We start from the raw sequence: 13136 nt of genomic DNA on the forward strand, positions 1-13136 counted from the left end.
ACCGTGGCACCGCGGGGGCGGGAGCGTACATCCGCGGATCTGGGGATACCGTCGGGTAGGTGAGCACCGTTCTCGTCGTCGATGCAGCCAACGTGGTCGGGAGTCGTCCGGACGGCTGGTGGAGGGACCGCGCGGGTGCCGCTAGGCGGCTCCACGAGCAGCTGCTGACGGGCGACACGCCCCACGACGAGATCGTCCTGGTCCTCGAGGGCGGCGCCAAGGGCGGCGTGAGGGCGGGGCGCGACCAGCACGTACGCACGGTGCACGCGCCGAAGGACGGCGACTCCGAGATCGAGCGTCAGACCCGGGCGGCGATCGAGGCGGGCCACCGGGTCACCGTGATCACGGCCGACAACTTCCTCAGGGCGCGGGTCCAGGGGATGGGTGCGATGGCGATGAGCCCGAGCTGGTTGCTCGACCACCTGTGAGCCGGCGCCTCCCGGCCGACCTGCCGGGGCTCAGGTGAGCTCGCCGGACTCGCGGAGACGGTGGGTGCGCACCGACGAGAACGTCCAGAGCTTGTGCAGCACGAACGACAGCGGCGTCACCGCCGCGATGACGATCAGCTGCCCCCAGTAGAGCCGCGTCCGCAGCCCGGTGGAGTCGTCGAGCACGTCGGTCGACAGCGCCAGCGGCGAGTGGCTGTGCAGCAGCAGCGTCAGCAGCGCCAGCCCGACCACCTGACCGAGGAGCCCGACCGCGAAGAACGGACGGAACTCCTTCCACCAGGAGGCCTTGCCGGTCGAGCTGAAGGCCCAGACCCGGTTGAGCTGGAAGTTCCACAGGACGGCCACGACGAAGGCCACGGTCGAGAAGACGTGGTACCAGCGCACGTTGAACCGGGTCATCGGCAGGTCGAGGAAGACCAGGTCGGCGTCGGGGCCGAGCTTCTTCACCACGACCAGCACCACCAGGTTGACCAGGACGCCCGAGGCCCCCACCAGGGCGAAGCGGCCGAAGAGCGCCACGTTGCGGCGGTTGCGGCGGTTGCGCTGGCTGCGCTGGGCCGTCGACGAGTTCACGCAGGAGACAGTACCGGCGGCAGTTAGGGTCGACGCCATGAACGCGATGCGGTTCTCCGGCCCAGTTCTCCCCGACGGCGAGGTGCAGGACCTCTACGTCGTCGACGGACGGATCACCTTCGAGCGCCAGGCGGGTGCGGAGACCGTCGCCAGCGGGTGGATCGTGCCGGGCCTGGTCGACGCCCACTGCCACCTCGGGATGGACGACGGTGGGGCCGTGGGCCACGACGAGACCGTGGAGCAGGCCGTCATCGACCGCGACGCCGGGGCGCTGCTGATCCGCGACTGCGGCTCCGCGGCCGACACCAGCTGGGTCCACGAGCGTGAGGAGCTGCCCCGGCTCATCCGCGCCGGTCGCCACATCGCGCGGTCGCGGCGCTACATCCGCAACTACGCCGAGGAGGTCGAGCCCGACGACCTGGTGGCGGCCACCCGTGAGCAGGCGCGGCGCAGCGACGGCTGGGTGAAGCTGGTGGGGGACTGGATCTCCCGCGAGGAGGGCGACCTGGCCCCGTCGTTTCCGGCCGGCGCCTTCGCGGCCGCCATCGAGGCCGCCCACGACGAAGGTGCCAAGGTGACCGCCCACTGCTTCGGGCCCGACGTCCTGCCCGGACTCCTCGACGCCGGCATCAACTGCATCGAGCACGGCACCGGCCTCAGCGAGGACCTCATCGCGCAGATGCTGGCGCAGGGGACAGCCCTCGTCCCCACCGTGATGCAGCTGCAGAAGTTCCCGGTGCACGCCGCGCAGGGGCGCGAGCGGTTCCCCACGTACGCGGACCGCATGGAGGACCTCTTCCGGCGTCACCGCGACACGCTGATGGCCGCCCACGAGGCAGGCGTGCCGATGTACGCCGGCTCGGACTCCGGTGGGGTCGCGCGCCACGGCAACCTTCCGGGCGAGGTGATCGCCCTGCACGACCTGGGGTTCAGCCGGTACGACGCCCTGGCCGCCGCGTCGTGGCGGGCCCGCGAGTGGCTCGGCCACCAGGGGCTCGTAGAGGGGGCCGAGGCCGACTTCGTCGTCTACGACTCCGACCCGCTCGCGGACCTGGAGGTGCTGCGGCGCCCCGCCTGCATCGTGCTGCGCGGCCGCGTCGTCGCCTGAGCCTCGCGCCCGGTGGCGCGGGTCGCGTCAGGCGAGCGGGCGGGTCCACTCCGCGACCACGATGCCGTGGGCGGCGAAGATGAACCGGTCGTACGCGGCGTCCCAGACGTCGTCGACGTCAACCTGGCGCCACACGTTGCGGCTGGGGGAGCGGCGCAGCGCCTTGAGCGAGTCGAACGCGATCGCGCCGCTGCGCAGGTCGGCGTCGAGCGTCGGGTTGTAGCCCACCGGGTGGGTGACCCACAGGGTGCCGCCCGGGCGTACGAGCGACTTGAGCAGGTCGACGGCGCGCGCCGGCTTGGCGGGGTCGAGCACGTCCTCGTCCAGGCCCACGTGCTCGAGCGTCGAGATCGCCACGACGAGGTCGAAGCTGCCTTCGGGCAGGTCGATGTCGACGACGTCGAGGTTGAGGACGCCGGGCGCGACCTCGTACTTGTCCACCACGGTGTGGTCGACGTCGTCGAGGTAGTGGTGGGTGACGTTGCCGACCTCGAGGATCTTCTCGCCGGCGTGCGCCTCGAAGAGCTCCTTGGCCAGCGCGACCTCGGCGTTGCGCTCACCCAGCCACGTGTAGTGGTAGTTGTGCCGGAAGTACGGCACCCGGCGTCCCTCGTAGGTGAAGGAACCCTTCGAGGCCTCGCTGAGCCCGAGGCGGCCCAGCACGTACCCGACGATCCAGCGGACGCAGGTGAGGAGCACGGTCAGGGCGCCGCGGTCGCGCATCGCGGGGACGACGCGACGCTTGAAGACGTCGAGGGCCTCGAGGGGATTCATGCGCGCCAACATAGTCGCGCGCGGCCTCCCTGGGCCGGATTGGTGCGACCCGCTCAGCATCTGGCACACTTGTGGCTTGTGTCCTGTCCGGACGGTCCCTCTCACCCGGCCTGACAGACCCATCGAGTGACCTGACCCGGTCCCCACCTGGTTGAGGGTCGCTCATCAACCACGACTTACGAGGAGACACCACAAAAGTGGCCGTCAAGATTCGCCTTAAGCGCCTGGGCAAGATCCGGGTGCCGCAGTACCGCATCGTCGTCGTCGACTCCCGCAAGAAGCGCGACGGTCGAGTGATCGAGGAGATCGGCAAGTACCACCCGAAGGAGGAGCCCTCCTTCATCGACGTGACCTCCGAGCGCGCCCAGTACTGGCTCGGCGTCGGCGCCCAGCCGACCGAGGCCGTCGAGGCGATCCTCAAGATCACCGGCGACTGGCAGAAGTTCAAGGGCCTGCCGGGCACCGAGGGCACCCTCAAGGTGGCCGAGCCCAAGCGCGACAAGCTCGAGATCTTCAACGAGGCCCTCAAGGAGGCCGCCAACGAGCCCAAGGGCGCCGCGGTGACCAAGAAGGCTGAGAAGAAGGCCGACAAGAAGGAGGAGGCCCCCGTCGAGGAGGCCCCCGCCGCCGAGGCTGAGGCCGCCGACGCTCCCGCCGAGGACGCCTGATCATGTTGGCCGACGCGCTCGAGCACCTCGTCCGTGGAGTGGTTGACCACCCCGACGACGTCGTGGTCAAGGACAAGCAGCTCCGTCGTGGCTCGATCCTCGAGGTCCGGGTCCACCCCGACGACCTCGGCAAGGTGATCGGTCGCAACGGTCGCACGGCGACTTCGTTCCGCACCGTCGTCTCGGCCCTCGCAGGCCGTGGCGGCGCCCGGATCGACTTCGTCGACGTCGACCGCCGACGCTGACGGGCGCGACCAGCACGCAGCACGCTGAATGCACAGCGGGCGTCATCCCTCCGAGGATGGCGCCCGCTGCGCATTTCAGCCGCTGCTCTCCGGGCCGCACGCCCTGGCGGCGTTTCACTCGGCGTGCGAACGGGCATGTCGTGTCCAGCGCGTCCCGAGTGCGTCCGTACGGGCGCGCCCGTCGAGGAGAGGTGGTCATGAGTGAGCCTGACCCACAGTGCCGACCCCCGTACGTCCTCGGTCCGGTACCGCGATCTCGCCAGGCTGGTGTGGCGTCACGGCCGCTCCGACCTGCTCGCCGACGCCGGCCTGGGGCAGTTCACCTTCGGTGACGAGGACGGTCCGCCCGGTGACCGCGACAAGGCCGAGCAGCTGGCCCACGACCTCGAGGCGCTGGGCCCCACCTTCGTGAAGCTCGGGCAGCTGCTCTCGACCCGCTACGACCTGCTGCCGCCGGCGTACACCACCGCGCTGGCGCGGCTCCAGGACGAGGTCGAGCCCTTCGCCTTCGACCAGGTGCAGGAGATCGTCGAGTCCGAGCTCGGGGCCGAGATCCGCCACCTCTACGCCGACTTCGACCCCGAGCCCATCGCCGCCGCCTCCCTGGGCCAGGTCCACCGGGCCACCCTCCGCAACGGGCGCGAGGTCGCGGTCAAGGTGCAGCGCCCCGGTGTGCGCGACGTGGTGCGCGCCGACATGGAGGTGCTGGGGCGCCTGGCTGCCACCGCCGACAAGCGCACCGAGGCAGGTCGTCGCTACGGGCTGGAGAAGCTGCTCGGACAGTTCGGGCGGTCGCTCGCCGGTGAGCTCGACTACCGGCGGGAGGCCCGCAACCTGCTGCGGTTCCGCGACCTGGCCAGCGACCACGACCTGCTTCTGGTGCCCGAGCCGGTGAGCAGCCACACCAGCGGTCGGGTGCTCACGATGGAGCTGGTCGAGGGACGCAAGGTGACCGACGTCGGCAGGCTCGGCCTGCTCGACGTCGACACGCGCCCGATCGTCGAGCAGCTCTTCTCCTACTACCTGACGATGATGCTGGACGAGGGCGTCATCCACGCCGACCCGCACCCGGGCAACCTGCTGCTCACCGATGACGGCCGCCTGGCGCTGGTCGACTTCGGGATGGTGGCGACCGTCTCGCCCCGCCTGCAGGACCACGTGCTGAAGCTGATGCTGGCGATCAGCGACGGCGACGGCGAGGAGACCGCGCGGGCGCTCGCCAGCATGGGCCACCCGTTGCCCGACTACGACGCGGCCGCCTTCCGCGACGACGTCACCCACCTGGTCTCCGAGGCGATCAACGCGGGCAGCGACCTGCAGGTCGGCACCGTGCTGGTCGAGCTCAGCCGGCTGTCGGGCTCGCACGGGCTGCGCCCGCCGGCGGAGATGTCGATGATCGGCAAGGCGTTGCTCAACCTCGACGAGGCGACGCTGCACCTCGACCCTGACTTCAGCCCCACCCGGGCGCTGCGCGACAACGTCGGCCAGATGATGACGCGCGGGCTGCGGCTGCGCACCGGTGGACTGATGGCGGCGGCGGTGGAGGCCAAGGAGTTAGGCGATGCTGCCCAAGCGCGCCAACCGGATCCTCGACAACCTGGCGGAGGGCGAGTTCCACGTCCAGGTGCACGCCATCGACGAGGAGCGGCTGCACACCGTGCTCCAGCGGATGGCCAACCGCCTCACCTTCGGCATGGTCATCGCCGCGACGATCCTCGGGGCCGCCCTGCTCGCCCGCGTCCCCGGTGGCACCCAGGTCCTCGGGGTGCCGGTGGTCGCGCTGGTCTTCTTCGTGCTCGCCGTGCTGGCCGGGGTCGCCCTCACGGCCTGGATCGTCACCACCGACCGCAAGGTCGCGCGTACGGAGCGGGAGCGACGCGGACGGCGAGGCGTGGTCTGAGCCCGTCGGGACCTATTCTTGGGCCCGTGAACAGCATCGATGTCGTCGTCGGCCGGATCGGCAAGCCGCACGGAATCCGCGGCGAGGTGACCGTCGAGGTGCGCACCGACGAGCCCGACCGACGCTTCGCCCCGGGGCCGTGCTCTCCGTCAGGGCGCCGAAGGGCTCGGCGGCGCCGTGGCCCTCGCTGACGGTCCGCTCGGCGCGCTGGCACCAGAGCGTCCTGCTCCTCGGCTTCGAGGAGTGGACCGACCGCAACACCGCCGAGACGGCGCGCGGCATCCTGCTCGAGGTCACCCTGACCGAGAGCGACGTCCCCGAGGACCCCGACGAGTTCTACGAGCACCAGGTCGTCGGGCTCGTCGTGCGCAACCTCGAGGGCGTCGAGATCGGCACCGTGACCGGGCTGGTCCAGGGCGCCGCGCAGGACCTGCTCCAGGTCAAGGCCGCCGACGGTCGCCCCACGCTGGTGCCCTTCGTGCAGGCGCTCGTGCCCGAGGTCGACGTGGCCGGCGGTTTCGTCGTGGTCGCCGACCGCCCGGGTCTGGTCAGCCCCTTCCCCGACGACGGGCCCGAGGGCTCCGCCGAGCAGGGCTGAGGCCCGTGCGCATCGACATCGTCTCGATCTTCCCCGACTACCTCGCGCCGCTCGAGCTCAGCCTGCCGGGCAAGGCCCGCGACAAGGGACTGCTCGACATCGCCGTCCACGACCTGCGGCGGTGGACGTACGACCGTCACCGCACCGTCGACGACACCCCGTACGGCGGGGGAGCGGGCATGGTGATGAAGCCCGAGCCGTGGGGCGAGGCGCTCGACGAGCTGACCGCCGACTCCACGCCGACCATCATCTTCACCACCCCCAGTGGCGAGCCCTTCACCCAGAAGGTCGCCCGGGAGCTGTCGGCCGAGGAGCACCTCGTCTTCGCGTGCGGCCGCTACGAGGGGATCGACCAGCGGGTCATCGACCACGCCACGCAGTGGGGCCGCGTCCGCGAGATCTCCCTGGGCGACTACGTGCTCAACGGCGGCGAGGTCGCCGCGCTCGCGGTGACCGAGGCCGTCGTACGCCTGCTCCCCGGCTTCATGGGCAACCCCGACTCGCTGGTGGAGGAGTCGCACGAGGACGGGCTGCTGGAGTATCCCGTCTACACCAAGCCGGCCGAGTGGCGCGGCCACGCGGTGCCGCCGGTGCTGATGAGCGGCAACCACGGCGCCGTCGCGGCCTGGCGCCACGAGCAGCGGGTCGAGCGGACCGCCCGTCGCCGCCCCGACCTGGTGCACGCCAGCCACCTCGACGCCGACCTGGAGGTGCGGGTCGCGACGCCGTCGGACGCCGGGGAGATCCTGACCCTGCAGCGGGCGTGCTGGTTGAGCGAGCAGCTCGACAACCCCGGCGTCGAGATCCCGGCGCTGGTCGAGGACCTCGCCGCGGTGCACGCCTGGCTGGAGACCTGGACCGTGCTGGTCGCCCACCGTGGTGGGCGCCTCGTCGCTGCCGGCCGCGGTCGGCTCGACGGCGAGACCTGGCACGTCGGTCGGCTGATGGTCGCCCCCGACCTGCAGGGACGCGGCCTCGGGCGCCAGGTGCTCGAGCTCGTCGAGGCCGCGGCGCCGCCGCAGGCACGGACGTACCAGCTCTTCACCGGGGCCGGGTCGCGCGACAACCAGCGGATGTACCGCAAGGCCGGGTACCGCCCCCGCGGTGAGGCCGAGGCGGGGGTGCTCACGATGACCAAGCGGCGACGGTTTTCTGACTGACGCCACGCTGTGGCAAACTTCTCGACTGGTCCGTGCTTGACCACGACCGCCCGGAGGAACGCACCGGGGGTCGGCGTCCGTTCCCGCCACAGGGGGAGGGGGCGCAGCGGTCAGACCGTGCGGACCGACCGGAAAACAACTAATTCCGCGACGGACCTGTGGCGGTCGTGAGGAGCATCATGAGCAACGTGATTGCCGAGCTCGGCAACTCGATCAAGCGCGACGACGTCCCGGACTTCCGCGCCGGTGACACCGTCAAGGTCCACGTCAAGGTCATCGAGGGCAACCGCTCGCGTGTCCAGGTCTTCCAGGGCGTCGTGATCCGCGTCCACGGTTCCGGCATCGGCCGCACCTTCACCGTCCGCAAGATCTCCTTCGGCACCGGTGTCGAGCGTACGTTCCCGCTGAACTCCCCGATCTTCGAGAAGATCGAGGTCGTGACCCGCGGTGACGTCCGTCGCGCCAAGCTGTACTACCTGCGCAACCTGCGCGGCAAGAAGGCGAAGATCAAGGAGCGCCGCGAGTTCTGATCCTCCACCCAGTGGATAGCATCAGCGCGTGACCTCCGAAGACCGCGACTCCCAGCCCATCGACGACGGGACGGAGTCGCGGTCTTCTGCGTCTCCGGAGCAGTCGTCGGGCCGGGGCGGGAAGAACCGCAAGCAGCTGCCCCTCTGGCAGGAGACCATCCTGCTGGGAGCCGTGGCACTCATCCTGGCGATCGTGGTGAAGACCTTCTTCGTCCAGGCCTTCTACATCCCGTCGGAGTCGATGGAGCCGGGCCTGATCCGCAACGACCGGATCCTCGTCCAGAAGGTCTCCTACTGGGGCGGCGAGCCCGAGCGTGGCGACGTCGTCGTCTTCAAGGACCCCGGCGGCTGGCTCGGCGGCATCGGGGACGGCGCCTCGCGCAGCCTGGTGGTCCGGGCGATGACCAAGATCGGCCTGTACCCCGCCGGGGGACACCTGGTGAAGCGTGTCGTCGGCGTCGAGGGTGACGTGATCACCTGCTGCGACGACGACGGCAACATCCTGGTCAACGGGGTGCCGCTCGAGGAGTCCGACTACGTCAACGACGACCCCGCCACGGCCTGCAACGGCCCGCGCCCGGGCAACTGCGACTGGAAGGCCGGCCCCGTCCCCGAGGGCAAGCTCTTCGTGATGGGCGACAACCGTGGCCGGTCGGCCGACTCCTCCGAGCACATGTGCCGCGACGACGAGACCGACTGCGCGCCGGGCAACGAGTTCGTCGACGCCGACCTCGTGGTCGGGCGCGTCTTCGCCCTGATCTGGCCCTTCGACCGGATCCGCCTCGACCACCGTCCCGACTCGTTCGAGGCCGTCAAGGACGCCGAGTAGCCCGATGGCCTCCCGCTCCACCTCCCCGACGCTCCGGCTGGAGCGCAGCCTGCTGCGCGGTGGCGCGGTCCACCTGGCCTGCGCCGACGAGGTCGGGCGCGGCGCGCTCTGCGGCCCGGTCTCGATCGGGATGGTCGTGATCACCCTCGAGACCCGCTCCGCGCCGCAGGGCGTGCGCGACAGCAAGCTGCTCACCCCGGCGGTGCGCGAGGCGCTCGTCCCCAAGGTGCAGCGGTGGGCGACGTCGTACGCCGTGGGCCACGCCAGCGCCGACGAGATCGACGAGCATGGGATCATCGCCGGGCTGCGGCTCGCCGGCCACCGGGCCCTGTCCGGACTGTCGGTGCGCCCCGACCTGGTGCTCCTCGACGGCAACCACGACTACCTCAGCGTGCCCGAGCAGCTCGCCCTCTTCGGTGGCCACCCCGACCTGCGCGACGACGTGCCGCCGGTGGTGACGGCCATCAAGGGCGACATGCGGTGCGCCGGCGTGGCGGCGGCCTCCATCCTGGCCAAGACCGAGCGGGACGCGATCATGACCGGCCTGGCCGCGCAGCACCCCGAGTACGCCTGGGCCGAGAACAAGGGCTACTCGGCGCCGGAGCACATTGCCGCGCTGCGCGAGCACGGGCCGACGCCGCTGCACCGTCGCTCGTGGAGCCTCCCGGGCCTGGACGGGCCCGCGGACGCGCCGGTCGAGCCGAGCCTCGCGGACGCCGCCGTCGCACTAGGCTCACCGTGACCACGTCAGCGAAGGAGCGTCGATGAGCGCCGAGGATCTCGAGAAGTACGAGACCGAGATGGAGCTGACGCTCTACCGGAGTACCGCGACGTGGTCTCGATCTTCACCTACGTGGTGGAGACCGACCGCCGCTTCTACCTGTGCAACTCCGTCGACCTCAAGGCCCGCACCGAGAACGGCGAGGTCTTCTTCGAGGTCACGATGAGCGACGCCTGGGTCTGGGACATGTACCGGCCCGCGCGGTTCGCGAAGAACGTGAAGGTGCTGACGTTCAAGGACGTCAACATCGAGGAGCTCAGCCACCAGGAGATCGACCCTCCCAAGAGCTGACGGCCCTGCGAGCACCGCCACGCCTCCACAGGGTGGCTCCCGGGCCGTGCTCCACAGCCGTACGCCGACCGCGCCCCGCCACCCCTCCCTCCCGGTGCACCGTGGGAGCCCCCGGACGACCGGGCGGCGGAGGAGGAGCGATGGGACACAACAGAGCGCTGGGCGACTACGGCGAGCGGGTCGCCGGACGGCACCTGACCGAGCTGGGCATGGAGGTGCTCGACCGCAACTGGCGGTGCGAGCTGGGGGATCGACCTGGTCCTGCGTGAGGGCAGCACGCTCGTCGTCTGCGAGGTCAAGACCCGCAGCTCCGACGACTACGGAACCCCGCACGAGGCGGTCGACGAGGTGAAGGCCGCTCGCCTGCGCCGCCTCGCCGCGCGCTGGATCGAGCAGTCCGGCGTGCGGCCCCGCGAGGTGCGCTTCGACCTGGTCGCCGTGCTGCGGCCCCGCCGCGGCCTGACCGACGTCGAGCACGTGCGAGGTGCCTACTGATGCTCGCCTCCGCATGGACCGTGGTCCTCCAGGGCTCGCTCGGCCACCTGGTCGAGGTGCAGGTGGACATCTCGCCGGGGGTCGTCGGCGCCACCATCGTGGGTCGCCCCGACGCGTCGCTGCTCGAGGCCCGTGACCGGGTGCGGATGGCGATCACCCACTCCGCCGCGCCGTGGCCCTCGACCCGGCGGGTGACGATCCTGCTCACCCCGGCCGACCTGCCCAAGCGCGGCACCCACTTCGACCTCGCCATCGCGCTGGGGATCAAGGCGGCCGACGGCACGCTCCCGGCCGGGTGCCTGGCCGACACCCTCGTCATCGGCGAGCTGACCCTGGCCGGCGGGCTCCGTCCGGTGCCGGGCGTGCTGCCGATGGTGATGGCCGGCGCCGCCCAGGGCATGCGCCGCGCCTTCGTCCCGGAGCCACAGGCCCGCGAGGCGGCCATGGTGCCCGGCGTCGAGGTGTACGGCGTCCGCTCGCTGGCCCAGGTCATCGCCCAGCTGTGCGGGGAGGAGGTGCCGGTGGCCGAGGCGGTCCCGGACTCCGCCGGCACCAGCCTGCTCAGGTGGCGCGGCGAGGACCGCGTCGACGACGTCGACCTGGCCGACCTGGTGGGGATGGCCGACGAGCGCTACGCGCTGGAGGTCGCCGCGGCCGGCGGCCACCACCTGATGCTGTCGGGGCCGAAGGGCTCCGGCAAGACCAGCCTGGCCGAGCGCGTCCCGACGATCCTGCCCGACCTCAGCCGCGAGGAGGCGCTCGAGCTGACCGCGGTGCTGTCACTGGCCGGACAGTCGGCGGTGACGGGGCTGGTCGTGCGTCCGCCCTTCCGCAACCCGCACCACGACATCTCCAAGTCCAGCCTGCTCGGCGGCGGCACCGGCCGGGTGCGCCCCGGCGAGCTGTCCCGGGCCCACTGCGGCGTCCTCTTCCTGGACGAGTTCCCGCTCTTCCGGGCCGACGTCATCGAGGCGCTGCGCCAACCGATGGAGAGCGGCGAGATCCGGGTCTCCCGTGGCGAGGAGTCGGCCGTCTACCCGGCCCGCGGCATGGTCGTCCTGGCGTCCAACCCGTGCCCCTGCGGTGACTTCCACCCGACGGCCAAGAAGAACTACTGCACCTGCGGGGAGGTGGCCCGGCGTGAGTACCGCCGTCGGATGACCGGGCCGATCGCCGACCGCATCGACGTGGTGCGCCACGTGCTGGGGCCGGGCCGTGGCGACGCCCTGCCGGCCGAGCGGGGCGGCGCGGAGCAGGGCCGGGAGTCGAGCGCGGCCGTGCGGGCCCGGGTCACGGCCGCACGCGAGCGTCAGGCCGCGCGGTACGCCGGCGAGGGGTGGCGCCTCAACGGGCAGGTGCCCGGGCACGTCCTGCGGGCGCGCTGGCCGCTCCCGGCGAAGGTCGAGGCGAAGCTGGACGAGGAGGTCTTCAGTGGACGGCTGAGCCGACGGGGCGCCACCCGCGTGCACCGCCTGGCGTGGACCGTCGCCGACCTGGCGGGGGCCGAGGCGCCCGGGATGGCGGCCTTCGAGACCGCCCTCCGGCTGCGCACCGGTGAGCCGCTCACCCTCACGCCGCTCGGACGGGTCGGGTGAGGCGCGTGGCCGTCGGCGAGCAGGAGCGGCTCGCCCGGGTCACGCTCAACCGGCTGGCCGAGCCCGGCGACCTGCGGATGACCCGCCTGGTGGCCGACCTCGGCGCCATCGTGGTCCGCGACCACCTGCTCGCCGAACGGGGTCTCTCCACGCTGCACGACGACGTCGCCGCCCGGCTCGACACCATCGACCCGGCCCGCGAGCTGGAGGCCGCCGACAAGGTCGGGATCCGCTTCGTGGTGCCCGGCGACGAGGAGTGGCCGTCGGGCCTGGACGCCCTGTCGGAGGCCGGCACGGTGAACGACCGGGGTGGGGTGCCGATCGGGCTGTGGGTCCGCGGACCGCTCAGGCTCCCCGACCACCGCGAGGCCGTCGCGGTGGTCGGCGCGCGCACGGCGACGACGTACGGGGCCAGGGTGGCGGCGGACCTCGGCGCCGACCTGGCTGCCTCCGGTCGGGCGGTGGTCTCGGGGGCTGCGCTGGGGATCGACCAGTCGGCCCATCGCGGGGCGCTCGCGGTGGAGGGGCGGACGGTGGCGGTGCTCGCCTGCGGCGTCGACCGCGTCTACCCGGCGGCGAACCGGTCGCTGCTCGAGTACGTCCGTGAGGTCGGGGCGGTGGTCTCCGAGGCACCGTTGGGCGGGGCGCCCATGCGGATCCGCTTCCTGTCACGCAACCGGCTGATCGCTGCCCTGGCGGGCGGCACCGTCGTGGTCGAGGCGGCGCTGCGGTCGGGGGCGCTGAGCTCGGCGGCCTGGGCCGAGCGGCTCGGGCGTGTGGTGATGGGGGTGCCGGGCCCGGTGACCAGCGCCCAGTCCCAGGGCGTGCACGAGCGGCTGCGCACCGGGGGAGCGCACCTGGTCACCTGCGCCGAGGACGTGGTGGAGCTGCTCGCCGAGGCGGGGGACCTGCTCGACGACCGTCGTGAGGCGGTCACCGAGCGCGACCGCCTCACGTTGCGGCAACGCCAAGTCTTGGACGCGGTCGGGGTCTCCACCGCGCGACGCGCCGACCGCATCGCGGCGGTGGCCGGGGTCGGGCTGCGTGAGGTCCAGTCGGCGCTGGGGACGTTGGAGGCGAAGGGGTGGGTGCGCCAGGACGGCGACGCGTGGGTGCTCGGCCGGACCACGGTTCCCTGAG

16 protein-coding genes and 1 pseudogene are annotated in these 13136 nt (G+C 71.9%); 15 read left to right on the top strand and 2 right to left on the bottom strand.

Annotated features, from left to right (window positions below):
• Window positions 1-59: 59 nt before the first annotated feature.
• On the top strand, window positions 60-428 hold the full coding sequence (locus E2C04_RS06170; protein WP_135831956.1) for an NYN domain-containing protein: 369 nt from the start codon (window positions 60-62) through the stop codon (window positions 426-428).
• Between the two features lie 30 nt (window positions 429-458).
• Here the strand turns inward: E2C04_RS06170 and E2C04_RS06175 are convergent, their stop codons facing one another.
• The gene (locus tag E2C04_RS06175) at window positions 459-1022 is read right to left on the bottom strand and encodes a GtrA family protein (protein ID WP_229721484.1); all 564 of its coding nucleotides are present in this window, start codon (window positions 1020-1022) and stop codon (window positions 459-461) included.
• Window positions 1023-1059: 37 nt separating this feature from the next.
• Here E2C04_RS06175 and E2C04_RS06180 point away from each other — a divergent pair, with 37 nt between their 5' ends.
• Window positions 1060-2130: an amidohydrolase family protein gene (locus tag E2C04_RS06180; RefSeq protein WP_135831958.1), complete on the top strand. Its 1071-nt coding sequence runs from the start codon at window positions 1060-1062 to the stop codon at window positions 2128-2130.
• A 27-nt stretch (window positions 2131-2157) separates the two neighbouring features.
• Here the strand turns inward: E2C04_RS06180 and E2C04_RS06185 are convergent, their stop codons facing one another.
• Window positions 2158-2904 (bottom strand): class I SAM-dependent methyltransferase, encoded by a 747-nt coding sequence (locus E2C04_RS06185; protein ID WP_158630619.1) that lies wholly within the window; start codon window positions 2902-2904, stop codon window positions 2158-2160.
• 197 nt (window positions 2905-3101) lie between these two features.
• On the opposite strand from E2C04_RS06185, the gene rpsP reads away from it, so the two are divergent.
• The 13 genes and pseudogenes from rpsP to dprA all read left to right on the top strand — a co-directional run bounded on the left by rpsP (window position 3102) and on the right by dprA (window position 13135).
• Window positions 3102-3572: a 30S ribosomal protein S16 gene (gene rpsP / locus E2C04_RS06190; RefSeq protein WP_135831960.1), complete on the top strand. Its 471-nt coding sequence runs from the start codon at window positions 3102-3104 to the stop codon at window positions 3570-3572.
• A 2-nt stretch (window positions 3573-3574) separates the two neighbouring features.
• The gene (locus E2C04_RS06195; RefSeq protein ID WP_135831961.1) at window positions 3575-3817 is read left to right on the top strand and encodes an RNA-binding protein; all 243 of its coding nucleotides are present in this window, start codon (window positions 3575-3577) and stop codon (window positions 3815-3817) included.
• Between the two features lie 201 nt (window positions 3818-4018).
• Complete coding sequence (locus E2C04_RS20745) at window positions 4019-5908, top strand: ABC1 kinase family protein (RefSeq protein WP_275106563.1); 1890 nt, start codon at window positions 4019-4021, stop codon at window positions 5906-5908.
• On the top strand, window positions 5857-6315 hold the full coding sequence (gene rimM / locus E2C04_RS20750; protein ID WP_275106564.1) for a ribosome maturation factor RimM: 459 nt from the start codon (window positions 5857-5859) through the stop codon (window positions 6313-6315). The genes E2C04_RS20745 and rimM overlap by 52 nt, the downstream gene beginning before the upstream one ends.
• 5 nt (window positions 6316-6320) lie before the next feature.
• Complete coding sequence (gene trmD, locus E2C04_RS06210; protein ID WP_135831962.1) at window positions 6321-7475, top strand: tRNA (guanosine(37)-N1)-methyltransferase TrmD; 1155 nt, start codon at window positions 6321-6323, stop codon at window positions 7473-7475.
• A gap of 179 nt (window positions 7476-7654) precedes the next feature.
• Window positions 7655-8005 (top strand): 50S ribosomal protein L19, encoded by a 351-nt coding sequence (rplS, locus tag E2C04_RS06215; RefSeq protein ID WP_135831963.1) that lies wholly within the window; start codon window positions 7655-7657, stop codon window positions 8003-8005.
• A 28-nt stretch (window positions 8006-8033) separates the two neighbouring features.
• Window positions 8034-8834, top strand: coding sequence for a signal peptidase I (gene lepB, locus E2C04_RS06220; RefSeq protein WP_135831964.1), 801 nt, complete (start codon window positions 8034-8036; stop codon window positions 8832-8834).
• 4 nt (window positions 8835-8838) lie between these two features.
• Entirely contained in the window at window positions 8839-9576 is a 738-nt protein-coding gene (locus tag E2C04_RS06225) for a ribonuclease HII (RefSeq protein WP_135831965.1), read from the top strand.
• A 22-nt stretch (window positions 9577-9598) separates the two neighbouring features.
• A pseudogene (locus E2C04_RS06230) lies at window positions 9599-9906 on the top strand (DUF2469 domain-containing protein).
• Between the two features lie 140 nt (window positions 9907-10046).
• Window positions 10047-10175: a hypothetical protein gene (locus E2C04_RS21290; RefSeq protein ID WP_338088814.1), complete on the top strand. Its 129-nt coding sequence runs from the start codon at window positions 10047-10049 to the stop codon at window positions 10173-10175.
• On the top strand, window positions 10168-10401 hold the full coding sequence (locus E2C04_RS06235; RefSeq protein ID WP_338088833.1) for a YraN family protein: 234 nt from the start codon (window positions 10168-10170) through the stop codon (window positions 10399-10401). The genes E2C04_RS21290 and E2C04_RS06235 overlap by 8 nt, the downstream gene beginning before the upstream one ends.
• Entirely contained in the window at window positions 10401-11996 is a 1596-nt protein-coding gene (locus E2C04_RS06240; RefSeq protein ID WP_229721487.1) for a YifB family Mg chelatase-like AAA ATPase, read from the top strand. Before E2C04_RS06235 ends, E2C04_RS06240 begins: the two co-directional genes overlap by 1 nt.
• Window positions 11997-12001: 5 nt before the next feature.
• The gene (gene dprA, locus E2C04_RS06245) at window positions 12002-13135 is read left to right on the top strand and encodes a DNA-processing protein DprA (protein WP_202977922.1); all 1134 of its coding nucleotides are present in this window, start codon (window positions 12002-12004) and stop codon (window positions 13133-13135) included.
• Window position 13136 lies beyond the last annotated feature (1 nt).

It is taken from the genome of Nocardioides daphniae (genome assembly GCF_004777465.1).
Classification (GTDB): domain Bacteria; phylum Actinomycetota; class Actinomycetes; order Propionibacteriales; family Nocardioidaceae; genus Nocardioides; species Nocardioides daphniae.